We start from the raw sequence: 24,236 nt of genomic DNA, 5'->3' as shown, positions 1-24,236 counted from the left end.
TGCCACCGTGTCACTCCGGGTCCGTCCCATGTCTCACCGCCGTTCTCCCGGCTGTTCTTCCGGCTCACTCCCGCTGCGCGTCGTGCGCGAGGAGCGCGATGTGGACCGAGACGGCCTGTTCGAAGTCGTCGAGGTCCACCCCGAGGCACGCCTGTATGGACTCCAGGCGGCGGTAGAGCGCGGGCCGGGAGACGTGGTGGAGCTGGGCGGTGCGGGACTTGTTGCGGCCGGTGGCGAGGTAGGTGCGCAGTACGGGCAGCAGGTCGTCGTCGCCCCGCCGCAGCAGGCCGTCCAGTTCCCGCTCGGCGAAGGACTGCACGTGCGGGTCGTCGCGCAGCAGCCGGACGAGGCCGCGCAGGTGCACGTCCCTCAGGCGTACGACGGCCGGGAGGTCGAGGGCGGCGGCGGAGTCGGCCACGGCCCGGGCGACGTGCCGGGCCTCGCGCAGCCCGGCGGGCACGTCGTCCCAGACGGTGCGGGCGTCCGCGGCGGCGACGACCGCGCGGTCCGCGCCGGACCCGTCGCGCAGTCGGGTCGCGAAGTGCTCGGTGAGGGCGTCGGCGTCCTGGTCGCGGGCGAGGCTGAGCAGCACGGCGGTGGCGCCCTCGGTGAGCTCGGCGACCAGGCCCGGAAGGCCGAGCAGGCGCAGCAGCCGGTCGAGTGCGGCCACCTCGCCGTCCGGTACGACCAGCGGGACGAAGGTGCGCCGGTTGACCGGCAGCCCGGCGGCCCGCGCCCGGGGCAGCAGCTGCCGGGCGGGTACGGCTCCGCCGACGAGGTCGGTGAGCAGGCCCTGCGCGGACTGCTCCTCCCAGGAGCATCCGGCGCTGCCGCCGAGCATGCGGTGCAGGACGAGGGCCTCGGCGGCGCGGTCGGCCAGCAGCCGTCCGGTGGCGCCGTCGCCGCGGTGGCCGCACAGCACGATCCGTCCCCACCGCTCCCCGCGCCCGCCCAGTTCGGCCCGGATCCAGCCGTCGGCCTGGGCGGCGCCGGCCTGCCGGGAGATGCGTTCCCAGTCCCGCAGCACGTCGTCGACCGCCGACCGCTCCCCCGCCGTGGCCAGGACGCGGTGGGCGAGGTTGGTGACGACGACGGGGCAGGCGCTGTGCTGGGCGATCTCGTCGAGCAGCGCCTGGAGCGGGGCGCCCGCCGTGATCAGCGCGGTGAGGGCGGTGCGTACGGCCTCCGACAGGCTGACGGAGGCGAACTTGCGCCGCACCAGCCGGGACTGGACCTCCTCGGTCAGCTCGGCGAAGGGGAACGGGCGGTGCAGGACGACCAGGGGCAGCTGGCACCGCTCGGCGGCCCGGCGCATCACCTCCGGCGGCGTGGGGAAGGCCCGGCCCAGGCCCAGGACGACGGCCGCGGCCTCCGCGCGGTGCAGGGAGCGGATGTACTCGGCCTGTTTCGCCTCGTCGCCGGCGAGCAGCACGCCGGTGGTGAGGACCATCTCGCCGCCGCTGAGCATCACGCCGACGTCGGCGGCCTCGGCGACGTGCACCCAGCGCACGGGCCGGTCGAGGTGGCCGGCGCCGGCCACCACCTCGGGCTCCCCCGCGAGCACCCGCTCCAGGGTGAGGACCTGGCGCACCGACAGAGCGGGTTCCGGCGCATTCCAGGAGGTCGGGGGTGTGTCCGAGGCGGTGGTCATGGCGACGTTCCCCTCTGCGTGCGGTTCGGTTCACCTCCAGGGCGTCAGCGCCGCGGCGCTGGTAGGTGGCGCCTGGTGCTGGTGCCGCGGCGCTAGTAGGCGGCGCGCAGTGCGCCCTCCAGGATCGCGGCGCCCTCCTCGGCCTCCGCGACGGTCAGGGACAGTGGTGGGGCGATGCGCAGGGCGCTGGTGTTGTGCCCGCCGCCCTTGCCGATGAGCAGGCCGCCCTGCCGGGCCGCCTCCAGCACCGCGGTGGCCGCCCGCGGATCGGCCTCGTCCGTCCCCGGCCGGGTCAGTTCGACGCCGATCATCAGCCCGCGGCCGCGGACCTCGCGGACGCCGGGCAGCTGGGCGGCGGCGGCCCGCAGCCGCTCGATGAGCAGTCCGCCGACGCGCCGCGCGTTGCCCTGGAGGTCGTGTTCCAGGAGGTAGTTGAGGTTGGCCAGGCCCGCGGCCATGGTCAGCTGGGTGCCGCCGAAGGTGGAGATGCTGTTGGCGTCCAGGCAGTTCATGATCTCGGCGCGGGCGACGACCCCGCCGATGGACGAGCCGTTGCCGATGCCCTTGGCGAAGGTGACGATGTCGGGCGGTCCGCTGCTTCCGTGCGCCTGCCAGCCCCAGAAGTGGTCGCCGGTGCGGCCCCAGCCGGTCTGCACCTCGTCGGAGATCCACAGGATGCCGTGCTCCTGGAGCACGTCCCGGAAGGCGGCGTACAGGCCGTCGGGCGGGGAGGTGAAGCCGCCGACGCCCTGGACGGGTTCGGCGATCAGCGCGGCGGGCGGGCGGGTGTGGCCGAGGAGGTCCTTGAGGTCCTCGACGCAGGCGGCGATGAACTCGGCGTCGTTCAGGTGGGCGAAGGGCCCGCGGGTACGTACGCCGCCGTGGACGTACAGCGTCTGGAGCGGGGACAGGGAGGTCGGGGACCAGCCGCGGTTGCCGGTGATGCCGACGGCGCTGAAGGAGCGGCCGTGGTAGCTGTTGCGCATGGCGAGGACGGTGTTGGCGCGCCGGTACGTCGTCGCCAGCAGCAGGGCGGTGTCGTTGGCCTCGGTGCCGGAGGTGGTGAAGAACACCCGGGCGTCCGGGATTCCGCTCAACTGGGCGACGCGTTCGGCGAGTTCGACCATCGGTCGGTTGAGGTAGAGCGTGGAGGAGTGGATGATCCGCCCGGCCTGCTCGCCCACCGCCTTGGTGACCTCGGGCAGCGCGTGGGCGGTCATGGTGGTGAGGATTCCGCCGAAGAAGTCGAGGTAGCGCCGGCCGTCGGCGTCCCAGACGTGGCGGCCCTCGCCGTGGGTGATCTCGATCGGGTCCTCGTAGTAGAGCGCCAGCCAGTCGGGTGTGACGGCCCGGTGACGGTCGTACAGGTCGCTCACGGCTGCACCAGCCCTTCGTAGGCGTCGGGGCGGCGGTCGCGGTAGAAGGCCCACTGCTGCCGCACCTCTTCGATGAGGTCGAAGTCGAGGTCGCGGACGAGGAGTTCCTCCTTCGAGTCGCCGGCGACGTCTCCGACGAACTGTCCGCGCGGGTCGACGAAGTAGCTCGTTCCGTAGAAGTCGTTGTCGCCGTACTCCTCCCGGCCGACGCGGTTGATCGCGGCGACGAAGTACTCGTTGGCGACGGCGGCGGCCGGCTGTTCCAGCTGCCACAGGTGGGCGGACAGGCCGCGGTGGGTGGCGGACGGGTTGTAGACGAGCTGGGCGCCGTTCAGACCGAGCTGTCGCCAGCCCTCCGGGAAGTGGCGGTCGTAGCAGATGTAGACGCCGACCTTGCCGACGGCGGTGTCGAAGACGGGCCAGCCGAGGTTGCCGGGTTTGAAGTAGTACTTCTCCCAGAAGCCCTTGACCTGCGGGATGTGGTGCTTGCGGTACTTGCCGAGGTAGCTGCCGTCGGCGTCGATCACGGCGGCGGTGTTGTAGTAGAAGCCGGACTGCTCGACCTCGAACACCGGGACGACGATCACCATGCCGCTCTCGCGGGCGAGTTCCCGCATGCGCCGCACGGTGGGCCCGTCCGGCACCGGCTCGGCCCAGCGGTAGTGCTCCGGCTCCTGGACCTGGCAGAAGTACGGTGCGTTGAAGACTTCCTGGAACCCGATGATCCGGGCCCCCTGACGGGCCGCCTCGCGGGCGTGCTCCTCGTGTTTGGCGACCATGGACTCGGTGTCGCCGGTCCAGGTGGCCTGGACCAGGGCCGCACGGACGACGTTGGCCATGAGCTGCTCCTTCGACGTACGTCAGAGCCTCTACGCCCGTAGAACAGGCCTAGAGGCACGAACGTAAGCCTCTTCTCCTGGCTTGCCAAGACCATTGTCGTCAACCCGCGAAGTCGATCGTGTTTCGCACTCCGGTGGGTGAGCGCGGCTACGGGTGGGAGGGACGTGACGGCGAGGCCGGGACCTGGGCCCTCACCCTGGTCAGCAGCTCGCGGGGCGCGGGGTCGGCCTGGAGCCCGTCGTCACGGAACGCCCGGGCGACCGAGAAGGTCAGCCGCACCAGCCTGTCCAGGGCGGGCTCGGCCACCGACTCGTGCCGCGCGACCAGGGCCGGCGGGGCGAGGGATCCCGCCCTGTCCTGCCGCGACGTTGGTTGCTGCATTGGTATCGGCGTTGCAGGTGAAGCCACAGGGCACGCAGACGAACTCGGCTTGGCTCTTGCACGACACCGGGCCGCCCGTCGGTTCCGCCCCCGGGCGGCCCCTCCCGGTCCGACAAGCCGTCCACCCACTGAGCCCCGTACCGCCCGCGGTGCTCCACCCACGCCGACGACCACCGCGGGCGGCACGGACAGACCACGGTCACGCGCGCGGCGTCCCGGCCGATGTCACGGCACCGACGCCCCTACCCCGGCCGACGCGGACGGCGCGGGCGCTCTCATACCCCGGCCAGTGCGCTCCGTTCGGCCAGTTCCTCCATGGACAGGCCGAGCACCCGGGCCAGCGCGGCGATCGTGAAGAAGGCCGGGGTCGGGGCCCGGCCGGTCTCGATCTTGCGCAGCGTCTCGGCCGAGATGCCCGCGCTCGCCGCGATCTGCGCCATGCTGCGGTCGCCGCGCGCCGCGCGCAGCAGGCGGCCGAGCCGCTCGCCGCGCTCGCGTTCCTCGGGAGTCAGGGGGGTGCGGACCATACGGGCATCCTACCGCGATTCAAATACCGGTATAGTAATTGGCATGGTGGAACTGAAGACGAACACGTCGATCGACGAGATGTACGAGGCCGGCCAGGTCGTGGCGCGGGCCCTGACCACCGCGCGCAAGGCCGCCGGCGTGGGAGTGTCCCTGCTGGAACTGGACGAGGTGGCCCACGACGTCCTGCGGGAGGCGGGCGCGGGCTCGCCGTTCCTCGGCTATCGGCCCTCCTTCGCTCCGACCCCCTTCCCCGCCGTGCTCTGCACCTCGGTGAACGACGCGATCGTGCACGGGATCCCCACCCGCTACCGGCTGCGCGACGGCGACCTCGTCTCCCTGGACTTCGGCGCGACGCTCGGCGGCTGGGCCGGCGACTCGGCGATCAGCTTCGTCGTGGGCCGGCCGCGCCCCGCGGACCTGCGGCTGATCGAGACCGCCGAGCGGGCGCTGGCCGCGGGCATCGAGGCGGCCGTGGTCGGCAACCGCATCGGCGACATCGCCCACGCCATCGGCTCGGTGTGCCGCGCGGCGGGCTATGGCATCCCGGACGGGTTCGGCGGCCACGGCATCGGCCGCCACATGCACGAGGACCCCGGCGTCCCGAACGAGGGCCGGCCGGGCCGGGGCCTGCCCCTGCGTCACGGCATGGTCCTCGCCATCGAGCCCATGCTGATCGCCGGCGGCACGGACGGCTACCACGCGGCTCCGGACGGCTGGACCCTGCGTACCGACGACGGCTCCCGCGCGGCCCACGTCGAGCACACGGTGGCGATCATGGAAACGGGCCCGCGCGTGCTCACGCACCGGTAGGCCGCCCGCCTCAGGGGAACGGGGCCGTACCGACGTCCGGGTCCACCGCCTGGGCGCGACGGCGGCACTGCCCGCGACGGCCGCACCATCCGCGGCGGCCGCATCGCCCGCGATGGCCGCATCGGCCGCGACAGCCGCCTGACCCGCGGCCGCAGGAGCACCGCCGACCCCGGGCCCACCGGCGCTCTGGACGTGCCGCAACCAACGGAGCGTGCCATCGTGGCATGAAACGACCCCCACCCGGTTACCCGGCGGGAGCCACTGTCAGCGACGGAACGGACAGCGATGACCAGCGGCTTCAACGGCCCGGAGGGCGACGGCGACCGCGACCGCGACCCCTTCGGTGAACTCTTCGCCCGCTTCTTCGGCGGACCCCACCCCGGCCCCCGGCACGTGGACATCGGCCGGCTGCTGAGCCAGCCCGCCCGGGAGCTGGTGCGGGGCGCGGCGCAGTACGCCGCGGAGCACGGCAGCCGGGATCTGGACACCGAGCACCTGCTGCGGGCCGCGCTCTCCGCCGAGCCCACCCGCAGTCTGCTCAGCCGCTCCGGTGCGGACCCCGACTCTCTGGCGACGCAGATCGACGAGCGGGCCGGCCCCGTGCAGCACCCGGCGGGCGAGGCGCCGCCGCCGACCTCCCTGTCACTCACCCCGGCCGTCAAACGCGCCTTCCTCGACGCCCACGACATGGCGCGGGCCAGCGGCGCCGGCTACATCGGCCCGGAGCATGTGCTCAGCGCGCTCGCCGCGAACCCCGACTCGGCGGCCGGGCACATCCTGAACGCGGCCCGCTTCTCCTCGTCCGGCGTGCCGCCCGAGACCCCGGAAACCCCCGCGCCGTCCGGGGCGGAGCGGCAGCGGTCCACCTCGACGCCGACCCTCGACAGGTACGGGCGCGATCTGACCGAACTGGCCCGGCAGGGGCGCATCGACCCGGTGATCGGGCGGGAGCAGGAGATCGAGCAGACCATCGAGGTGCTCTCCCGGCGGGGCAAGAACAACCCGGTGCTCATCGGTGACGCGGGCGTCGGCAAGACCGCCATCGTGGAGGGGCTGGCGCAGCGGATCGCCGACGGGGACGTGCCCGACATCCTGATCGGCCGCCGGGTGGTGGCCCTGGACCTGACGGGCGTCGTCGCGGGCACCCGGTACCGGGGCGACTTCGAGGAGCGGCTGAACAACATCGTCAGCGAGATCCGCACCAACTCCGACCGGCTGATCGTCTTCATCGACGAGCTGCACACCGTCGTCGGCGCCGGCGCGGGCGGCGAGGGCGGCGCGATGGACGCGGGCAACATCCTCAAGCCCGCCCTCTCCCGCGGCGAGCTGCACATCGTGGGCGCGACGACGCTGGAGGAGTTCCGGCGGATCGAGAAGGACGCGGCGCTGGCCCGCCGGTTCCAGCCGATCCTGGTGCCCGAGCCGTCCGTCGCGGACGCGCTGGAGATCCTGCGCGGGCTGCGCGACCGCTACGAGGCCCACCACCAGGTGCGCTACACCGACGAGGCACTGGTGGCCGCCGTGGAGCTGTCCGACCGCTATCTGACGGAGCGCCGTCTGCCGGACAAGGCGATCGACCTGATCGACCAGGCCGGTGCCCGAGTGAAGCTGCGGGCACGCACCAAGGGCACCGACGTACGGGCCATGGAGCGCGAGGTCGAGCAGCTCACCCTGGACAAGGACCAGGCGGTCGCGGACGAACAGTACGAGCAGGCCACGCAGTTGCGGGACCGGATCACCGAGCTGAAGCAGCGGATCGGCCAGGCCACCGGCGGCGGCGAGGCCGACGAGGGGCAGCATCTGGAGGTCACCGCGGAGGCCATCGCGGAGGTGGTGTCGCGGCAGACCGGCATCCCCGTCAGCAGCCTCACCCAGGAGGAGAAGGAGCGCCTGCTCGGCCTGGAGCTGCACCTGCACCGGCGGGTCGTCGGCCAGGAGGAGGCCGTGAGCGCGGTCGCCGAGGCGGTGCTGCGCTCCCGCGCCGGGCTGGCCAGCCCGGACCGGCCGATCGGCAGCTTCCTGTTCCTCGGCCCGACCGGCGTCGGCAAGACCGAGCTGGCCCGGGCACTGGCCGAGGTCCTGTTCTCCAGCGAGGACCGCATGGTCCGCCTGGACATGAGCGAGTACCAGGAGCGGCACACCGTCAGCCGGCTGGTGGGCGCCCCGCCCGGGTACGTCGGCCACGAGGAGGCCGGACAGCTCACCGAGGTGGTGCGCCGGCATCCGTACTCGCTGCTGCTGCTCGACGAGGTGGAGAAGGCGCACCCGGACGTCTTCAACATCCTGCTCCAGGTGCTCGACGACGGGCGGCTCACCGACTCCCAGGGCCGCACGGTGGACTTCACCCACACCGTCATCGTGATGACCAGCAACCTCGGTTCGGAGGCGATCACCCGGCGCGGCGCCGGCATCGGGTTCGGCGCGGGCGACGCGGAGGCGGACGAGGAGGCGCGGCGCGAGCAGATCCTCCGGCCGCTGCGCGAGCACTTCCGGCCCGAGTTCCTCAACCGGATCGACGAGATCGTCGTCTTCCGCCAGCTGACCGCCCAGCAGTTGCGGCAGATCACCGATCTGCTGCTGGAGAAGACGCGCCGGCTGCTGCACGCGCAGGACGTCACAGTCGAGTTCACCGAGGCGGCCGTCGACTGGCTCGCCCGGCGCGGCCACCAGCCCGAGTACGGCGCCCGTCCGCTGCGCCGCACCATCCAGCGGGAGGTCGAGAACCAGCTCTCCCGGCTGCTCCTGGCCGGCCGGGTCCGCGAGGGCGGCCGGGTCATGGTGGACGCGAAGGACGACCGGCTCACCTTCGACACCTGGAACAAGGAGACGGAGCCTTCGTCCACGGAGTGAACCGGGTGAGCCGTGAGCCGTGAGCCGGGTGAACGGCCGGGGCCCGCCGTCCCTTCCGGGAGGCGGGCCCCGCCGTGTCACCGTGCCCGGCGGTTCACGGTGAGGGATTGACCACCATCGCCGAGCCGCCGCCCCGGCGCACCTTCTCCGCGGCGGCCAGCCATCGCCCGTCCGGCAGGCTCTGGATGCCCGTGGCGGCGCCGATCTCGGGGTTGAGCGTGAAGGAGTGGCCGATCGCCTCCAGCTGCTTCTTCACCACGCTGTCGTAGAGGGCGGGTTCGAGTTCCGTCTGGGCGGCGTTGCGCTGGCTGGCGCGCGGCGCGGCGATCGCGTCGACCAGGGACAGGTGCCGGTCGAGGAACCCGGTCAGGGTCTGGAGCACGGTGGTGATGATGGTCGCGCCACCCGGCGAACCGAGCGCCACCACCGGCCGGTCGAGCCGGTCCAGCACGATCGTCGGCGAGATCGACGAGCGCGGCCGCTTGCCCGGACCGGGCAGGTTCGGGTCGTGCACGGCGGGGTTGGCGGGGGCGAAGGAGAAGTCCGTCAGCTCGTTGTTGAGCAGGAAGCCCCGGCCGGGCACGGTGATGCCGCTGCCGCCGGTCTGCTCGATGGTGAGGGTGTAGGCGACGACGTTGCCCCATCGGTCGGCGACCGTCAGGTGCGTGGTGTTCTCCCCCTCGTACGTCGTCGGCGCGGCCGTGCCGCCCCGGGAGCAGGCCTCGGGGTGGCGCGGGTCGCCGGGCGCGAGCGGGCTGGTGAGGACCGCGTCGTCCTTGATCAGGCAGGCGCGGGAGTCGGCGAACTTCTGCGACAGCAGCTGCTTGGTGGGCACGTTCTCGAAGGCGGGGTCGCCGACCCAGCGCCCGCGGTCGGCGAAGGCGATCCGGCTCGCCTCGATGTAGTGGTGCAGGTACTGGACCTCGCTCGCCGTCGAAAGGTCCGTGCGCTGAAGGATGTTGAGCGCCTCGCCGACGGTCGTGCCACCGGAGGACGAGGGCGCGATGGAGTACACGCGCAGGCCCCGGTACGAGGTCTGCGTGGGCGCCTGGAGCTTGGCGCGGTAGGCCGCGAGGTCCTTGGTGGACAGCTTGCCCGGGCGGGCGTTCCAGCCCGACTTCGGGTCGACGGGCGGGTGGTTGACGGTCTTGACGATGTCCTTGCCGAGGTCGCCCTGGTAGATCGCGCCGACGCCCTTGGCGGCCAGCTCCTGATAGGTGCGGGCGAGGTCGGGGTTCTTCAGGGTCGAGCCGACCGCCGGTACCTTCCCGCCGGGCAGGAACAGCTTGGCGGTGTCGGGGAAGTTGCGGAAGCGGGCCTCGTTGTCGGCGGTCTGCGAGCGGAAGGTCTCGTCGACGGTGAAGCCGTCGCGGGCCAGCTTCTGGGCCGGCTTCAGGACCGCGCCCAGTCGTTTGGTGCCCCAGTGGTCCAGCGCCGTCTGCCAGGTGGCGGGCGTGCCCGGGGTGCCGACGCTCAGGCCGCTGGTGACGGCGTCGGCGAAGGCGAGCGGCTTGCCGTTCTCCACGAAGAGGTTCGAGTCGGCGGTCCGCGGGGCGGTCTCGCGGCCGTCGATGGTGTGCACCGTGCGGGAGCGGGCGTCGTAGTAGACGAAGTAGCCGCCTCCGCCGATGCCGGCGGAGTAGGGCTCGGTGACGCCGAGGGCGGCGGCGGTGGCGACGGCCGCGTCGACGGCGTTGCCGCCCTGCTTCAGCACCTCGATACCGGCGGCGGAGGCGTCCGCGTCGACGCTGGCCACGGCGCCGCCGTAGCCGACCGCCAGGGGGACCTTCTGGACCGGTCTCGGCTTCGCCTCCGGCTGGGCGGTGGGCGGGGCCGCGGCGCCCACCGACACCACGGCGGCCGAGACCGCCAGGACCGCCAGTTTCCGTGCGACAGGACGCCGCATCCGCACCTCCACGTTGGTTGTGGTTCGGTTGCCTGACCGTTGGCGCAGCCTAATTGATTGCCATGCTCCCGTCAGGACAACTGAGCCAGTCGAGTGTCGAACACAGGTGCGCTGACCGGCTACCATGCGCGGCCATGAACGACGACGTGCGCAACATCGTCCTGGGAGTGGCCGCGACAGCGGTCAGTGCCGCGGTCGGCTGGCTGGCCCGCACCTATCTGTGGCGGCGCAGGCTGCGCCGCAAGCGGGCCTTCTTCGGGCTGCCCGAGAACGCCGAGTCGCTGCTGGTGGTCAACCGCGACCCGGCGACGGCCGAACTCGCGGTGCACCGGTTCGACGTGTTCGCCCTGCTGGAACTCGCCGCGCTGATCAAGGGCTGCGGGGCGAACGTCCAGATGGTCACCCAGGACACGGTCCATCAGGGCTTCGGCGAGCGCACCGAGTTCTGCGTCGGAGGTCCCGGGTCCAACCGGCGAATGGCGGCGCACATGGCGGCCCTGCTGCCGGGCGTGCGGGTGAACACCGACCAGAAACGGGGCCCGGACCGGAGTGCCTTCCGGATCGGCACCGAGCACTACCGCATGGACGCGGGTGTCACGGAGTACGTGCTGCTGGCCCGTCTCACCGACGGCGAGCGCAGCGGCACCCGGCCGGTGTTCCTGTTCTGCGGCCAGCGCGCGATCGACAACCAGGCCGCGACCCGCTATCTGGCCCGCCACCACGAGCGGCTGCACCGCAAGTACGGCAACGGGTCCTTCGTACTGCTGCTGAAGGTGATCAGCTCCCAGGCCTACGGCCCGGACGTGGTCGAACTCGTGGCGGATGTGACCCGCGTGGCTCGGGCGCCCCTGCCGGAACCCGAAGCCGATCCCGCAACGAGCGACGCCGGAAAGTGACGTGCGGCCGCGAGCCTGTGGGCCGTTCGGCGGGGAACCGCGTCAAGCACAACCCGCCCGGCGCGCAGCTGACCTTCTTCCCGCCGGCGGACGGCCCGTCATGTCGGTCCGTCCCCCTGCGCGAGCAGTGATCTCCGGCTGCCGCCGGCCGGGTATGGCTCTGTGACCTGCTGCCCCCTACGGTCGAGGGGCCGCCCTGGGGGTGCCTCACCCGGCAGCAGCGTCCCCGTCCCGATGACGGTGGGCCAAAGCGTCACCGCCACAAGGGACGAGCGAAACATCGTAGTCGAGGTCGGGCGTGCCGGGCCCGGCGGTGTGGCGGAACGCCCCTCGGCGGCCGTGCGCCCCGCTCGTCCCGGCGGTCAGTCCTCCGCGATCTCCGCGTACAGCTGGGAGAGTTCGGGCGCCCCGGCGCCGGCCCAGTCATGGCCGGCGCTCACCACGTCGATCTCGCGTCCGGAGGCCAGCCGGACGACCGGACGGCCGCCGGGCCCGATCTCCCAGCCGGCGCCGGGCACGGTCCGTACGACGACCGTGCCCAGGTACAGCCCGGCGTCGTTGCCGAGCCAGGCCAGGGTCTCCTCGTCGTCCCGCCAGCGCGGCAGCAACTGGTCCAGCGCCTCGAGGGACGCGGCGGAGTCGTCGAGCCTGAGTCCCGCCCCGGACACCTGGGAGCGCAACAGCTCGCACTCGGAGAGGAGTTGCGTGAGACCCGCCCGGCCCTCGGCTCCCTCGGACCCCTCGGAGAACACCACGGCACCGAAGGACGTGTCCTGCCGTTTGCGCCACCTGTCCAGGAAAGGGATGTCCATGCCCCCCAGGGTGACATTCACACGCCCGGGCGCACCACAGGCGCGCGGGCCCGGCCGGCCCCGGGGCCCGCCTCGGCCGGCCCCGGGGCCCGCCTCGGCCGGCCCCGGACTCGGACCTCCTAGGGCCTGTTGCGAAAGTCCCGCCTGCCCCGCGACGCCATGCACGCACTCTCGCCGCACCGGGCCCTGACCCAAGTACATCCAGTACGAGGGCCAGGGCCCGGCACGCCGAGAGCACGCGCCTGACGCCGCGAGGCCCGCCCTCCGGGCGGACGACGGGACTTTCGCAACAGGCCCTAGACGTCGAGGTCCACCACCACCGGAGCGTGGTCGGACGCGCCCTTGCCCTTGCGCTCCTCGCGGTCGACGTAAGCGTCGGTGACCGCCTTGGCGAAGGGCTCGTTGGCGTACACCAGGTCGATGCGCATACCGCGGTTCTTGGGGAAGCAGAGCTGGCGGTAGTCCCAGTACGTGAACGGGTGGTCGTACTTCAGGGGCCGGGGGACCACGTCCGAGAGGCCCACCTCGCGCAGGGCGGTCAGGGCGGCACGCTCGGCCGGGGTGACGTGGGTGGAGCCCTCGAAGGCGGCGCGGTCGTAGACGTCGTCGTCCGTCGGCGCGACGTTGTAGTCGCCGAGGACGGCGAAGGGGCGGCTGCCGCCCGCGTCACCGGCGACGGCCGCCCTGAGGGCCTCGAACCACTGGATCTTGTAGGCGTAGTGGGGGTGGTCCACCTCGCGGCCGTTGGGCACGTACACCGACCAGACGCGGAGCGGGCCGCAGGTCGCGGAGAGGGCGCGGGGTTCCTGCACACCCTCGTAGCCGGGGTCGCCGGGCAGGCCGCGGACCACGTCCTCGAGCCCGACGCGGGAGAGCACTGCCACGCCGTTCCACCGCCCGGTGGCGTGAACCGCCGCCTCGTAGCCCAGTTCGCGCAGGGGGCCGACCGGGAACTGGTCCTCGGCGACCTTGGCCTCCTGGAGGCACAGCACGTCCGTGCCGCTGCTCTCCAGCCAGGCCAGCAGCCTGGGCAGACGGGCGGTGATCGAGTTCACGTTCCAGGTCGCGATGCGCATGCCCCACAACCTACCGGGCGCCACTGACAGCGCCCGCTGCCCGGCTCCGGGGCCCGGCTCAGACCTCCGCCGACGCCCCCGGCGCCAGCCGCAGGTGCTCCGCGCCGCCCAGGGTGCCGATCTGGCGGTCGTAGATCGGGCGGGCCAGGTCGGTCAGCAGGGCGTCGTGGATGTCGTAGGCGCGCTGCGGCCCGACCTCGCGGACGTAGTCGATCACCTCGGAGATCTTGTTCCAGGGCGCCATTACCGGCAGCATCAGCGTCCCGACCTGGACACCGGGCACGGTGAGCGCGTCGCCCGGGTGGAAGACGCGGCCGCCGTCGACGAGGTAGCCGACGTTGGTGATGCGCGGGATGTCCGGGTGGATCACCGCGTGCAGCTCGCCGTGGACCTGCACGTCGAACCCCGCGGCGGTGAAGGTGTCGCCGTGGCCGACGGTGTGGACACGGCCCGGGAAGGCGGCGGCGAGCTGCTCCGCGACCGACTTCAGGGTCCAGATCTCGGTGCCGGGGCGGGACTCCATGGCGGCCCGCAGACGCCCCTCGTCGAAATGGTCGGCGTGCTCGTGGGTGACCAGGATCGCGTCCGCGCCGGACGCGGCGTCCTGCTCGCTGAACCCGCCGGGGTCGATGACGAGCGTCCGCCCGTCCTTCTCCAGGCGTACGCAGGCGTGCGTCTTCTTCGTGAGTCTCATGCCTCCAGCCTGGACCACCCGGGCGCCGGGCGCCCGGGTGGTCCCCGGTGGCACTCCCGCGGGATCACTCCGCGAGGGTCGTCTCCTCGTGTATGACCTGCTGGGCGGTCCGGAAGGCGGCGCCCGCCGCGGGGATACCGCAGTACACCGCGGTCTGGAGCAGCACCTCCTTGATCTCGTCCGGGGTCAGGCCGGTGCGCAGGGCGGCCCGGGTGTGGGCGGCGACGTCCTGGAGATGGCCGCCCGCGACGAGGGCGGTGAGGGCGACGCAGCTGCGGGTGCGCCGGTCGAGGCCGGGCCGGTCCCAGATCTCGCCCCAGGCGTAGCGGGTCAGGAGCTCCTGGAAGTCGGCGGAGAAGTCCTCCGCCTCGGCGAGCGCCTCGTCCACGTGCGCGTCGCCCAGCACCTCGCGGCGGATCTTCAGACCGGTGTCGTAGCGGTCCGGTCCGCCCGGTACTTGGGCCGGTACGGGCGCCGGGGCGATCTCGGCGATGGGCGAGGCCTGCGCGGGCGCGGCGAGCACCGGCCTGACCGGGGGCCCGACGATCGCCATCTGTCCGCTGGTCGAGTCGTAGCCGGGGTGCCAGGCGGTGGAGAAGTGCCGCACCAGCAGGTCGGTCACGGCGCCGGGCTGCTCCACCGGCACCAGGTGGGAGGCGCCGGGCACGACGGCCAGGCGGGCGTCGCGGATGCCGGCGACCAGGGTGCGCGCCTCGGCGGGGCCGGTGACCTGGTCGTCGGAGCCCACCAGGACCAGCGTGGGCACGCCGACGTGGCCGAGGTCGGCGCGGGAGTCGAAGACGGCGAGGGCCTCGCAGGCCGCGATGTAGCAGCCGGGGTCGGTGGTCCGCACCATCTGCACGGCCCAGTCGGTGATCGCGGGCTGCGCGGCGGCGAAACCACTGGTGAACCAGCGTTCCGGGGAGGTGCGGGCGATGGGGTCGAGCCCGTTCGTCCGGACGATCACCCCGCGCTGCCGGAACTCGTCGGGGGTGCCGAACCGCGGCGAGGTGGCGATCAGTGCGAGGGAGGCGAGGCGCTCCGGGTGACGCAGCGCCAGCTCGATGCCGATCGCGCCGCCGAGCGCGCAGCCGGCGTAGCCGAAGCGCTGCACGCCCAGTCCGTCCAGGGTGGCCAGCAGACGGGTGACCAGGTCGGAGACCGAGTCGGCGGGGTGCGCGGGCGCTCCCCCGTGTCCGGGCAGGTCGAACCGGAACACACGCCACTGCTTCGTCAGTTCCGGGACCTGCCGGTCCCACATGTGCCATGTGGTACCGAGGGACGGTCCCAAGATCAGGACGGGGAGGTGTTCCGGCCCGTCAAAGCGGTATTGCAGCGTTTCGATCCTGGCTTCGGTCACGGGTCCACACCTTCATCTGTCACGATCTGTCACACGCCCCCTGCGAGACCTCCCCATGCCTCCGCTGCTGGAAGCAGGTCCGCCGCGTCCGGCTTCACGTACCACCTCTTCGTCGTCTTCACGTTGGGTACGTGAGGCAAGACGCCCGAGCATCGTACAGACGGACCCTGCGAAGGCCGTTTTCGTCCATGCCCTTGCAGGCCCGCACGGAACGCCTTCAGCGACTCTCTCCCGGCCCACGCCGAACCGCGTGCACGGCGGCGCTCTCGTCGTCGGTGTTGCGTCGGCACGGCCGGAAGCCGCCCGGCCTCGGGTTATCCCCACCCTGGATCCGCCGGCAGCCGCCATGGTCCGCGACGTCCGCGATCCGTAGCTTCGAGTCGTCGGCTCAAGGAGACCGGCTCGGGGAGACCGGCTCGAAAAGACCGTGAGAGGACGGACATGAGGCTGCGCGGCGGCACACGACGGAAGACGGAAGAGCGGCCGGAGGCCCAGGGCACGCCCGGTCTCGCCGTCGAACTGCGCGGCGTCCGGCGGCAGTACGGCCGCGGCGCCGGCGCCGTGCACGCCCTCGCGGGCATCGATCTCGCGCTGCCGCGCGGCACGTTCACCGCGGTCATGGGCCCGTCCGGCTCCGGCAAGTCCACGTTCCTGCAGTGCGCCGCAGGACTCGACCGGCCGTCGGCCGGCTCCGTGCGCCTCGGCGGTACGGAGATCACCGGCATGCGCGAGAACCAACTCACCGAACTGCGCCGCAGCCGCCTCGGCTTCGTCTTTCAGTCGTTCAACCTGCTGCCCTCCCTCACCGTGGAGCAGAACGTGCTGCTCCCGATGCGCCTCGCCGGGCAGCGCCAGGACCGCGGCCGGGCGCAGGCGGTACTCGCGCAGGTCGGCCTCGCCGGCAAGGCGAGGCGCCGGCCCGGCGAGCTCTCCGGCGGCCAGCAGCAGCGCGTGGCCATCGCCCGCGCCCTGGTCACCAGCCCGGACGTGGTCTTCGCCGACGAGCCCACCGGCGCCCTCGACACCGGCACCGCCGCCGAGGTCCTCGGCCTGCTCCGGCACGCGGTGGACGCCCTCGGCGCCACCGTCGTCATGGTCACCCACGACCCGGCCGCGGCCGCCTGGGCCGACCGGGTGCTGTTCCTCGCGGACGGTGCCTTCGCCGGCGGCCTCGACCGCGGCTCGGCGGAGCAGATCGCGGCACGCATGGCCGCCCTCACCTCCCGCACGGGCGCGATGGCGGGGGCCGCGGCGTGAGGAGCCTCGCCCCCAACGGCCTCGCCCGCGCGGCCGTGCGCTTCAGACCGGCGTCGTTCGCCGGTACCTTCGTCGCGCTGATGATGGCGGCGCTGATCGTCTCGGCCTGCGGCATCCTCCTGGAGACGGGCGCCCGCGCGTCGGTGCCGGCCGAGCGGTACGCGAAGGCGCCGGTCGTCGTGGCGGCGGACCAGTACGCCCGTCTCGTCGTGGGCAGCGGCGACAGCCGCTACGAGGCGGCCGGCCTGCTGCCGGACACGGCACGCGTGGACGCCGCCCTGGCCCGCAGGGCGGCCCGCGTGCCCGGTGCCGAGGCGGCGGTGCCGGACTTCACGTTCCCGGTGCGCCGGGGCGACACCGCGCTGACGGGCCACGGCTGGGGATCGCACGCGTTCACCGGCGCGGCACTCACCTCCGGGGCCGCGCCCCGTACCGGCGAGGTCGTGCTCGACGCCGCCGCCGCACGGGCCGCGAAGGCCGCCGTCGGCGACACCGTCACGCTCGACACCGCCGCCGGGCGCGCCGGGTTCCGCGTCTCCGGGCTGGCGAAGGCCGGACCCGGCGACGCGGCCGAGGGCGCCAGTGGCTGGTTCGCCGACGCCCAGTCCCCCGCGCTCGCCGGGCATCCGGGCAAGGCCAACGCCATCGCCGTGCTGGCGGGGCACGGGGCGGACACCGACGCCCTCGCCGCCGGCGTGAGGAAGGCGCTGGCCGGCTCCGGCGCGAAGGTGCACACCGGCGACGGCCGCGGCGCCGTCGAGGACCGCGGAGTCGGGTACGCCAGGGAAACGCTCACCGGGCTCGGCGGCTCCTTCGGCGGGATCGCCGCCATGGTCGCCGTCTTCACGGCGTCCGGCACGGTCGCGCTGTCCGTCGCCCAGCGCGCCCGGGAGTTCGCGCTGCTGCGCGCCGTCGGCGCCACGCCACGGCAGATCCGACGCGCGGTCGCCGCCGAGGCGCTGCTCGTCGCGCCGCTCGCCGGGCTGGTCGGCTGCCTGCCCGGGATCGGGCTCGCGCACTGGTGGTTCGGGCAGTTGAAGAACCGCGGAGCCGTCCCGGGCCTCGTGCACCTGCACGTCTCCTGGATCCCGCTCGTCGTCGCCGTCGGCATGGGGCTGCTGACCGCGCTCGCCGCCGGCTGGGCGGCCGGGCGCCGGCCCGCGAGGATCAAGCCGGGGCAGGCGCTCACCGAGGCGTCGGTGGAGCGGCTGCGGCCGGGCGTGATCCGTACCGTGCTGGGCCTGGGCGCCCTCGTCGGCGGCGGCTTCCTCACCGTCCTCGCCGCCGGTTCGGCCGGGGAGGACGCGGCCAACGCCGCCCTGGGTGTCGTCATGCTCTTCATGCTCGCCGTCGCGCTGCTCGGCCCGCTGGTGGCGCGGCTGTGCGCGGCCCTGTTCGGGCTTGTGCTGCGCGGCCTGGGCGCCGCGGCCTCGCTCGCCGCCGCCAACTCCCGTACGAACGCCCGCCGGCTGGCCTCCGCGATCACCCCGATCGTGCTGGCCATGGCCTTCGCCTCGACGCTCGTCTTCCTGCACACGAGCGAGAGCCGCGTCGCCGCGGAGCAGCTGCGCGCCGGCGTCACCGCGGACCACGTCGTCACGCACCCCGCCGGGCTGCCCGCCGAGGCCGTCGACCGGGCCGCCCGTACACCCGGCGTCGAGGCGGCCGTGGGCCTGCTCGACACGCAGGTGCTCGTGTCCGTCGGCTCCGGCGGCGACCGGTGGCTGCAGGGCTCGGCGGCCCCGGGCATCTCCGGCTCCGGCGCGCAGCTCGCCAAGGTGCAGGACCTCGACGTGCGCAGCGGCGACCTGGACCGTGTCGGCGAGGGCCGTGTCGCCGTCGACCAGACGCTCGCCACGTCGGCGAAGGCCGAGGTCGGCGACAAGCTGACGATGTACCTTCCGGACGGCACCAGGACCAGCCCCGAGGTCGTCGCCGTGTACGGCCGCGGGCTCGGACTCGCGGCCGTGACCATGGACCGCGCGTCCCTGGCCGCCCACGTCACCTCGGGCTTCGACAGCACGCTGCTGGTGCGCGGCGGAGAGGCGACGGCCCTCGCCCCGCTGGGCAGGGTCACCGACGCCTCCGGCTACGCGGTCGAGCAGACCACCGACCGCGAGCTCAACGCCTGGGCCAACTACACGATGGCCGCGGTCCTGGGCGGCTTCGCCGCCGTCAACACGCTCGTGATGACCGTCCTGGACCGCCGCCGCGAGCTCGGCATGCTCCGCCTCGTCGGCGCCACCAGGCGTCAGGCGATGGACATGCTGCGCTGGGAGGGCCTGCTGGTGGCGGTGGCCGGCATCGTCCTGGGCACGGCCATCGCCGCGGTCACCCTGATCCCGATGGTGCGCGGCCTGACCGGCGAGGCCCCGTACATACCCCCGCTCGTGTACGGGTCCTTCGCCGCGGCCGCGGTGGGACTCGCCCTGCTCGCCGTCACCCTCCCGGCGCGAGCGGCCCTCCGGGGCCGGAAGGGCTGACGGGGTCTGCGGCCTGGGGAGCAGAGCGGGCCCGGGCCCGCTGGGCCGCTCCCGCCCAGGAGTCGGCGAGGCGTCAGGTGAGCGTCAGTTCCGGCTTGTACAGGTCCAGCCACAGTGCCAGGTTCACGGTGCGTTCGAGACCGCGCCGTGCCGCCAGTGTCACCTGCGGGGCGTCCCGGTGGGCGGCCTCTTGCACCCGGTCCCGGTCGAGCAGCTCGAAGACCGGGTGGGACGAGCGGGCGAGGATGTCCCTGACGTGTTCCTGGATGGCGACGGCGTACTGCGGGTCCTGGGTGGACGGGTAGGGGCTCTTGGTCCTGTCGTACACGGACTGCGGAATCAGGTCGGCGGTCGCCTCCCTGAGCAGACTCTTCTCCCTCCCGTCGAACGACTTCAGCGACCAGGGGGCGTTGTACACGTACTCGACGAGCCGGTGGTCGCAGAACGGCACCCGCACCTCCAGCCCGACCGCCATGCTCAGGCGGTCCTTGCGGTCCAGCAGGACCCGCACGAACCGGGTCAGGTGCAGATGGCAGATCTTCCGCATCCGGTACTCGAAGTCGCTCTCCCCGTCGAGGCGGTGGATGTCCGAGACGGCGGTGCGGTAGCTGTCGGCGACATAGGTCCTCAGGTCCAGGGCTTCGGTGAGAGCGGGGCTCAGGACGCCGGAATCGCTGCCGAAGCGCGAGGCCCGGGCCTTCCACGGGAAGGTGTCGGCGCTCCGGGCCTCCTCGTCGAAGAACTGGAGGTAGCCCCCGAAGACCTCGTCGGCCGACTCGCCGGACAGTGCGACCGTGGAGTGATCGCGGATCGCCCGGAGGAGCAGGTAGAGCGAGGAGTCCAGATCGCCGATGCCCACGGGCAGGTCGCGCGCCCGGATCGTCCGCGCCCGTACGTCGAGGTCGGCGAGGGTCCGCGCGTCGAGGACGATGTCCTGGTGCTCGGTGCGGGAGGCATCGGCGACGTCGTGCACGTACGGGGCGTCGGGGGTGGCACGCAGCTCGTCGGCGGTGAAGTTGTCGGCCTGTCCCACGAAGTCCACGGCGAAGCTGCGCACCTTCTCACCGCGCTCGCCCAGTTGACGCGCCGCCAGGGCCGTCAACGCGGACGAGTCCAGACCTCCCGACAGCAGCATGCAGCGGGGAACGTCGGCGACCAGTTGCCGGCGCACGATGTCGTCGAGCAGTGAGCGCACGGTGGCGATGGTGGTGCCGCGGTCGTCGGTGTGGGGACGGGTCTGGAGCTGCCAGTAGACGCGTCGGCGCATCCCCTGCCGGTCGACGGTGACGACGGTGCCGGGCTCCAGTTCGCGCATGCCGTCCCATACGGCGTGTCCGGGCGTCTTGACCATCGCGAACATCTCCCGCAGTCCGTCGAGGCGGACCCGGGCGGGGGCCAGCGGATGGGCGAGGATGGCCTTGGGCTCGGAGCCGAACAGCACGCCGTCGGAGGTCGGGTAGTAGTAGAACGGCTTGATGCCCATGCGGTCGCGAACCATCACGAGCCGGTCGTGGCGGCCGTCCCACACCGCGAAGGCGAACATGCCGTTGAGCCGCCCGGCGAGCGCCTCCCCCCATTCGAGGTAGGCGTGCAGGACCACCTCGGTGTCCGAGTCGGTCGTGAAGCGGTGGCCCAGACCGGTCAGCTCACGGCGCAGTTCGGTGAAGTTGTACGTCTCCCCCGAGTAGACGAGCACCACGGTGCCCTCGGATGTCCGGACGGTCATCGGCTGCCGGCCGCCGGGAAGGTCGATGATCGCGAGCCTGCGGTGGCCGAGGGCCGCGGGCCCCTCGGCCCAGGTGCCGCGGTCGTCCGGCCCCCGGCAGGACATGGTCTCGGTCATCGCGTCCAAGGTCGCGCTCTCGGACCGCAGATCACGGTCGAAGGATATCCAGCCGGTGATCCCGCACATGTGTTACCTCCAGCGTCCGGCCTCGGCACTTGGTAAAGGAATACCCAAGATCGCGCGCCGCCGGTCCGGCCCGCGGGCTTTCGCCTCCCATCGGGCGGGCGCTGTCCGGCGAATGGGGTAAGCGGGGTGGCGCGGGGGTCAGGGGCGGGAGAGGGTCGCCGTGGACGTGACGCGGCACCGGGTGCGGTCTCGGACGGAGGACGTCGTCCCCGCCCCCAAAGTCGGTGTCTCCCTCGAAGTGTGTGTAGAGTAGCGGTGTCGACGCGGGGTGGAGCAGCTCGGTAGCTCGCTGGGCTCATAACCCAGAGGTCGCAGGTTCAAATCCTGTCCCCGCTACGAAAGGAAAGGGCCCGGGTGTCCCGGGCCCTTTCGCATGTGCTCAGGGCCCTGTCCCGAGGGGACTCCCGGCGTTCAGTCGGCCGCGCCGCAGATCCGCATTCCCACGGGTGTTCCGCACGGCAGATGGCCGTGGGTGGCGACCACGCTCTTGCCGGTTCCGTTGTCGACGGCGTACGTGAGGAAGTCGGAGACCAGCGAACCGGCCGGGGGGCGGCCGTAGGTGTACGCGTACTCGATCTCGCGGTACGGGTAGCCGCTCGACTCGATGCGGTCCAGGTCGGGGGCGTGACCGTCGAGATCGACGCGGTGCAGCCCCTTCGGCCGCTCCGGAGTGGAGGCGGCACTCAGCTCGCTGTAGCCGATCGCACCCGCGGTGCGGGCCACGGTGTCGAGGACCTGCTCCGTCGAGTCGAGCTCGCAGCGCAGCACCGGCGTGCCGCGGACCGTGCGGTTGACGCAGTCGTCCGACGACGCGGGCGGTTCGTCCGCGCCCCCGAGGACGCGGCTGACCAGGGCGGAGCGGGTGCCGGAGCCAGAGGTACGGCTGACCAGGACCACGGGCAGGTCGGGCCCGCCGAGCTGCGACCAGTTGCGGATCTCGCCCCGGTAGACGCTGCGCACAGCGGCCACGGACAGATTCGTGAGGTGGACGTCGTCGTGCACGACCAGCGTGAACAGGGAGACGGCGACGGGTCTCTCGCTGAGCCGGGTGTAGCTCGCCGGGCGCGGGCCGTCCGAGAAGGCGATCACCGGCGCGCCCTGCTCGCGCCGGCCCCCGGACAGGGCCAGTTCGCGCACTCCGGTCCGGCTGCCGTGCGTGGCGACGGTGATGTCCGGCTTTCCGTCGCAGTGGTTCCGGTACCTCTGCGCCAGCTCGTTCATCACCGGCGCGAACGCCGTCGAACCGGTGAGCCTGAGCCGGCCCGTTCCGCAGTCCTCGGGCAGCGGGCCCGGCAGCAGGAGCGGCAGGGTGGCCGCCGCGATCAGCGCGAGGCCGAGGACGACGGTGGTCCAGCGGGCCTGCTTGCTGAACACCGGTGGCTTCTCGTCGGGTGTCAGGCTGTGGTTCGCGTGGAGCGTGCCGTCCTTGACGTCGCCGGTGACGGCGACCGGGGCACCCTCTTGGCCGCCCGTCAGGAGCACCAGGATCTTGTAGTACGCGCCAGGCTTGAGCGGGACGCGCGGAATGCGCAGGGTGCTCGGGCCCGCGACGAGCAGGCCGGGCTGGTTCTCGAAGTAGCCCATCAGATTGACGTGCTCGTCGGGCAGCGTGACGTCCTGCGCCTGGATGCGCCGCCCCGGAAACTCGGCGGTGAGCCCGTACTGCGCCGACGGGTCGATGTAGTCGGACTCCTCGACGTGTCGCGATCCGTCGTTCTCGATACGTAACAGGACGAGGGTGGCGTCGCGCATCGTGGGCAGGTCGTTGAAGAGGCCGAGGCGCGGGTCCGCCCCGCCTGCCTGGCCGTTGTGGCCTATCGCGATATCCATCTGCTTGCGGAAGCCGATGCGTCTGCTGCGCCGGGCCCGCCGGTCGGCGATGAACGGTGTGATCATGGAGGCGACGCCGAGCACCAGGCCGGCGGCCGTGAAGGTGATCTCGAGCCATCCCACGGGGCCGACGGTACGGACCCGCCCGGCGGTTCGGGGGGCCCGGCGGCGATCGTCCCCGACTGTTCGTCAGGTGTTCAGCTTCGGCATCCGGGTGACGCGGATGCGCCGTGAGGCCTCCGCCCTGCCGCCCGGCGCCACGGGACCGGCGGCGGCCGCCGTGCCGATCGGTGCCGGGAGCGGCCTGATCACCCTCCGCCGCCACCCTCACCTGCGGATACACCGCGTCGGGCGTTTCGGCGGCGCTTGTGCCGCTCGACCTGGCCGCCGCCGCACGCCCCGCTGACGTGATTCTTCCGGGCTGCCGTGCCCCCGCGCGGGGTGTAAGCAGGAAGCATGCGTCTTCGGCGGCGGATCTCGCACCGTTTCCACTCGTGGCAGGCCAGTGACGCTCTGCTCGCGGTGCCGCTGGGTTTGATAGCCGCCATCATCGTCGCCGACGTTCTGACCGGGCCCCACGTACCGCTGGGCCCTTTGTTGATCGTGGCTCCCGCGATCACCGCGTCCTTCGCCAGTCCCTTCCGGACCGCCCTGGTCAGCATCGTCGCCGTGGCGGCCCTGCTCTGCGTCGGTGCGGTGTTCCACCTCCTGACCACGGAGAGCGTCGGCGCGCAGATCATCTCCCTGATCGTGGTCTCGGTGGTCGTGACGGCGTTCCGTTATTTGCGCGAACGGCACACCCGTGAGCTCCAGCAGGTGCGCAGAGTGTCGGAGGCCGCGCAGCGGGTGGTGCTCAGGCCCCTGCCCCGGCGCATCGGGCCGCTGCGGGTGGCGTCGGTGTACCTGGCGGCCCAGGAGGAGGCGCTGATCGGCGGCGACCTGTACGCGGCCGTCCGCACCCCGGTCGGCACCCGGCTGATCATCGGCGATGTGATGGGCAAGGGCCTGACCGCCATGGGCGACGCCTCGCTGCTCCTTGGCGCGTTCCGGGAGGCCGCGCACCGGGAGGGGGCCCTGCCCGAGCTGATGGCCTACCTGGAGCGCAGCGTGTGCTGGAACCTGGCCGAGCCCACCGAGCCGGGTCAGGAGGGCGAGTGCTTCATCACCGCCGCGATCATCGATATCCCGGACGCGCAGCCCCAAGTGCAGATGGTGTCCTGCGGACATCCGCCGCCGCTGCTGCTGCGGGGCCGGCAGGTCGTCACGCTGCACGCCAGCGCTCCCGCTCCGCCGCTGGGGCTGGGCGAGCTGAGCACACCGGAGTACCGGGTGGACACCTTCCTGCTGGAGCCCGGAGAGCTTCTGCTGCTGTACACCGACGGTGTGGTCGAAGCACGCGACCCCGCGGGCGTCTTCTACCCGCTCACCGCGCGGATCGTCTCCTGGGCGCAGGACAGCCCCATGGCACTGGTCCACCATCTGCGCGCCGACCTGCTGGACCACGTGGGCGGGCGGCTGGCCGACGACGCCGCCGTGGTCGCCCTGCAACGCACCGCCGGGCCTTAGGGCCTCGC

Annotated in this window: 19 protein-coding genes and 1 tRNA gene; 7 read left to right on the top strand and 13 right to left on the bottom strand. The window is 72.8% G+C overall.

Annotated elements, in window-relative coordinates:
* Positions 1 to 64: 64 nt before the first annotated feature.
* From ACIHCX_RS07205 to ACIHCX_RS07185, 5 genes are all read right to left on the bottom strand, one after another.
* Entirely contained in the window at positions 65 to 1,651 is a 1,587-nt protein-coding gene (locus ACIHCX_RS07205; RefSeq protein ID WP_400027442.1) for a PucR family transcriptional regulator, read from the bottom strand.
* 92 nt (positions 1,652 to 1,743) lie between these two features.
* Positions 1,744 to 3,027 (bottom strand): aspartate aminotransferase family protein, encoded by a 1,284-nt coding sequence (locus tag ACIHCX_RS07200; protein WP_400027440.1) that lies wholly within the window; start codon positions 3,025 to 3,027, stop codon positions 1,744 to 1,746.
* Positions 3,024 to 3,866 carry a nitrilase-related carbon-nitrogen hydrolase gene (locus ACIHCX_RS07195; protein ID WP_400027439.1) on the bottom strand — a complete coding sequence of 281 codons (843 nt, stop codon included), beginning with the start codon at positions 3,864 to 3,866 and terminating at the stop codon, positions 3,024 to 3,026. The genes ACIHCX_RS07200 and ACIHCX_RS07195 overlap by 4 nt, the downstream gene beginning before the upstream one ends.
* A 148-nt stretch (positions 3,867 to 4,014) precedes the next feature.
* Positions 4,015 to 4,248, bottom strand: a complete 234-nt coding sequence (locus ACIHCX_RS07190) for a hypothetical protein (protein ID WP_400027437.1) — start codon at positions 4,246 to 4,248, stop codon at positions 4,015 to 4,017.
* Between the two features lie 275 nt (positions 4,249 to 4,523).
* Positions 4,524 to 4,775, bottom strand: a complete 252-nt coding sequence (locus ACIHCX_RS07185) for a helix-turn-helix domain-containing protein (protein ID WP_390833402.1) — start codon at positions 4,773 to 4,775, stop codon at positions 4,524 to 4,526.
* A gap of 43 nt (positions 4,776 to 4,818) precedes the next feature.
* Here ACIHCX_RS07185 and map point away from each other — a divergent pair, with 43 nt between their 5' ends.
* Both map and ACIHCX_RS07175 read left to right on the top strand, forming a co-directional pair.
* A complete protein-coding gene (map, locus tag ACIHCX_RS07180; protein WP_400027435.1) occupies positions 4,819 to 5,586 on the top strand; it encodes a type I methionyl aminopeptidase in 768 nt (255 codons plus the stop codon).
* Between the two features lie 285 nt (positions 5,587 to 5,871).
* The gene (locus tag ACIHCX_RS07175; RefSeq protein WP_400027434.1) at positions 5,872 to 8,436 is read left to right on the top strand and encodes an ATP-dependent Clp protease ATP-binding subunit; all 2,565 of its coding nucleotides are present in this window, start codon (positions 5,872 to 5,874) and stop codon (positions 8,434 to 8,436) included.
* Between the two features lie 94 nt (positions 8,437 to 8,530).
* On the opposite strand, the gene ggt is transcribed toward ACIHCX_RS07175, so the two are convergent.
* The gene (gene ggt, locus ACIHCX_RS07170) at positions 8,531 to 10,342 is read right to left on the bottom strand and encodes a gamma-glutamyltransferase (RefSeq protein WP_400027433.1); all 1,812 of its coding nucleotides are present in this window, start codon (positions 10,340 to 10,342) and stop codon (positions 8,531 to 8,533) included.
* A 134-nt stretch (positions 10,343 to 10,476) separates the two neighbouring features.
* On the opposite strand from ggt, the gene ACIHCX_RS07165 reads away from it, so the two are divergent.
* Entirely contained in the window at positions 10,477 to 11,238 is a 762-nt protein-coding gene (locus tag ACIHCX_RS07165) for a hypothetical protein (RefSeq protein WP_400027432.1), read from the top strand.
* A gap of 362 nt (positions 11,239 to 11,600) precedes the next feature.
* On the opposite strand, the gene ACIHCX_RS07160 is transcribed toward ACIHCX_RS07165, so the two are convergent.
* From ACIHCX_RS07160 to ACIHCX_RS07145, 4 genes are all read right to left on the bottom strand, one after another.
* Complete coding sequence (locus tag ACIHCX_RS07160) at positions 11,601 to 12,050, bottom strand: DUF6278 family protein (protein WP_400027430.1); 450 nt, start codon at positions 12,048 to 12,050, stop codon at positions 11,601 to 11,603.
* 296 nt (positions 12,051 to 12,346) lie between these two features.
* Positions 12,347 to 13,126 carry an exodeoxyribonuclease III gene (locus ACIHCX_RS07155; protein WP_400027428.1) on the bottom strand — a complete coding sequence of 260 codons (780 nt, stop codon included), beginning with the start codon at positions 13,124 to 13,126 and terminating at the stop codon, positions 12,347 to 12,349.
* A gap of 58 nt (positions 13,127 to 13,184) precedes the next feature.
* Complete coding sequence (locus ACIHCX_RS07150) at positions 13,185 to 13,820, bottom strand: MBL fold metallo-hydrolase (protein WP_400027427.1); 636 nt, start codon at positions 13,818 to 13,820, stop codon at positions 13,185 to 13,187.
* A gap of 64 nt (positions 13,821 to 13,884) precedes the next feature.
* Positions 13,885 to 15,180, bottom strand: a complete 1,296-nt coding sequence (locus ACIHCX_RS07145; protein WP_400027425.1) for an alpha/beta fold hydrolase — start codon at positions 15,178 to 15,180, stop codon at positions 13,885 to 13,887.
* A gap of 441 nt (positions 15,181 to 15,621) precedes the next feature.
* On the opposite strand from ACIHCX_RS07145, the gene ACIHCX_RS07140 reads away from it, so the two are divergent.
* Together ACIHCX_RS07140 and ACIHCX_RS07135 are read left to right on the top strand one after the other, a co-directional pair.
* Positions 15,622 to 16,437: an ABC transporter ATP-binding protein gene (locus ACIHCX_RS07140; RefSeq protein ID WP_400027424.1), complete on the top strand. Its 816-nt coding sequence runs from the start codon at positions 15,622 to 15,624 to the stop codon at positions 16,435 to 16,437.
* Complete coding sequence (locus tag ACIHCX_RS07135) at positions 16,434 to 18,920, top strand: ABC transporter permease (RefSeq protein ID WP_400027422.1); 2,487 nt, start codon at positions 16,434 to 16,436, stop codon at positions 18,918 to 18,920. Before ACIHCX_RS07140 ends, ACIHCX_RS07135 begins: the two co-directional genes overlap by 4 nt.
* 73 nt (positions 18,921 to 18,993) lie before the next feature.
* Here ACIHCX_RS07135 and asnB read toward each other — a convergent pair whose 3' ends face one another.
* A complete protein-coding gene (gene asnB, locus ACIHCX_RS07130) occupies positions 18,994 to 20,832 on the bottom strand; it encodes an asparagine synthase (glutamine-hydrolyzing) (RefSeq protein ID WP_400027420.1) in 1,839 nt (612 codons plus the stop codon).
* 262 nt (positions 20,833 to 21,094) lie between these two features.
* Between asnB and ACIHCX_RS07125 the strand changes: the two genes are divergently transcribed.
* Positions 21,095 to 21,168 (top strand) — tRNA-Met (locus ACIHCX_RS07125).
* Positions 21,169 to 21,243: 75 nt separating this feature from the next.
* Here the strand turns inward: ACIHCX_RS07125 and ACIHCX_RS07120 are convergent.
* Positions 21,244 to 22,785 (bottom strand): substrate-binding domain-containing protein, encoded by a 1,542-nt coding sequence (locus tag ACIHCX_RS07120; RefSeq protein ID WP_400027418.1) that lies wholly within the window; start codon positions 22,783 to 22,785, stop codon positions 21,244 to 21,246.
* Between the two features lie 66 nt (positions 22,786 to 22,851).
* Positions 22,852 to 22,974 (bottom strand): hypothetical protein, encoded by a 123-nt coding sequence (locus tag ACIHCX_RS07115; protein WP_400027416.1) that lies wholly within the window; start codon positions 22,972 to 22,974, stop codon positions 22,852 to 22,854.
* Positions 22,975 to 23,118: 144 nt separating this feature from the next.
* On the opposite strand from ACIHCX_RS07115, the gene ACIHCX_RS07110 reads away from it, so the two are divergent.
* Positions 23,119 to 24,228 (top strand): PP2C family protein-serine/threonine phosphatase, encoded by a 1,110-nt coding sequence (locus ACIHCX_RS07110; protein ID WP_400027414.1) that lies wholly within the window; start codon positions 23,119 to 23,121, stop codon positions 24,226 to 24,228.
* Positions 24,229 to 24,236 lie beyond the last annotated feature (8 nt).

Origin of the sequence: Streptomyces sp. NPDC052043, assembly GCF_044548235.1 — a bacterium.
GTDB lineage: Bacteria > Actinomycetota > Actinomycetes > Streptomycetales > Streptomycetaceae > Streptomyces.
This window is presented reverse-complemented; position numbering and strand designations above follow the sequence as displayed.

What these genes read in the sequence shown, in the direction of transcription:
- ACIHCX_RS07175 (WP_400027434.1), top strand. Translation starts at nt 5,872, where the DNA reads ATGACCAGCGGCTTCAACGGCCCGGAGGGCGACGGCGACCGCGACCGC.
- ACIHCX_RS07205 (WP_400027442.1), bottom strand. Translation starts at nt 1,651, where the DNA reads ATGACCACCGCCTCGGACACACCCCCGACCTCCTGGAATGCGCCGGAA.
- map (WP_400027435.1), top strand. Translation starts at nt 4,819, where the DNA reads ATGGTGGAACTGAAGACGAACACGTCGATCGACGAGATGTACGAGGCC.
- ACIHCX_RS07160 (WP_400027430.1), bottom strand. Translation starts at nt 12,050, where the DNA reads ATGGACATCCCTTTCCTGGACAGGTGGCGCAAACGGCAGGACACGTCC.
- ggt (WP_400027433.1), bottom strand. Translation starts at nt 10,342, where the DNA reads ATGCGGCGTCCTGTCGCACGGAAACTGGCGGTCCTGGCGGTCTCGGCC.
- ACIHCX_RS07110 (WP_400027414.1), top strand. Translation starts at nt 23,119, where the DNA reads ATGCGTCTTCGGCGGCGGATCTCGCACCGTTTCCACTCGTGGCAGGCC.
- ACIHCX_RS07155 (WP_400027428.1), bottom strand. Translation starts at nt 13,126, where the DNA reads ATGCGCATCGCGACCTGGAACGTGAACTCGATCACCGCCCGTCTGCCC.
- ACIHCX_RS07150 (WP_400027427.1), bottom strand. Translation starts at nt 13,820, where the DNA reads ATGAGACTCACGAAGAAGACGCACGCCTGCGTACGCCTGGAGAAGGAC.
- asnB (WP_400027420.1), bottom strand. Translation starts at nt 20,832, where the DNA reads ATGTGCGGGATCACCGGCTGGATATCCTTCGACCGTGATCTGCGGTCC.
- ACIHCX_RS07185 (WP_390833402.1), bottom strand. Translation starts at nt 4,775, where the DNA reads ATGGTCCGCACCCCCCTGACTCCCGAGGAACGCGAGCGCGGCGAGCGG.
- ACIHCX_RS07195 (WP_400027439.1), bottom strand. Translation starts at nt 3,866, where the DNA reads ATGGCCAACGTCGTCCGTGCGGCCCTGGTCCAGGCCACCTGGACCGGC.
- ACIHCX_RS07165 (WP_400027432.1), top strand. Translation starts at nt 10,477, where the DNA reads ATGAACGACGACGTGCGCAACATCGTCCTGGGAGTGGCCGCGACAGCG.
- ACIHCX_RS07140 (WP_400027424.1), top strand. Translation starts at nt 15,622, where the DNA reads ATGAGGCTGCGCGGCGGCACACGACGGAAGACGGAAGAGCGGCCGGAG.
- ACIHCX_RS07190 (WP_400027437.1), bottom strand. Translation starts at nt 4,248, where the DNA reads ATGCAGCAACCAACGTCGCGGCAGGACAGGGCGGGATCCCTCGCCCCG.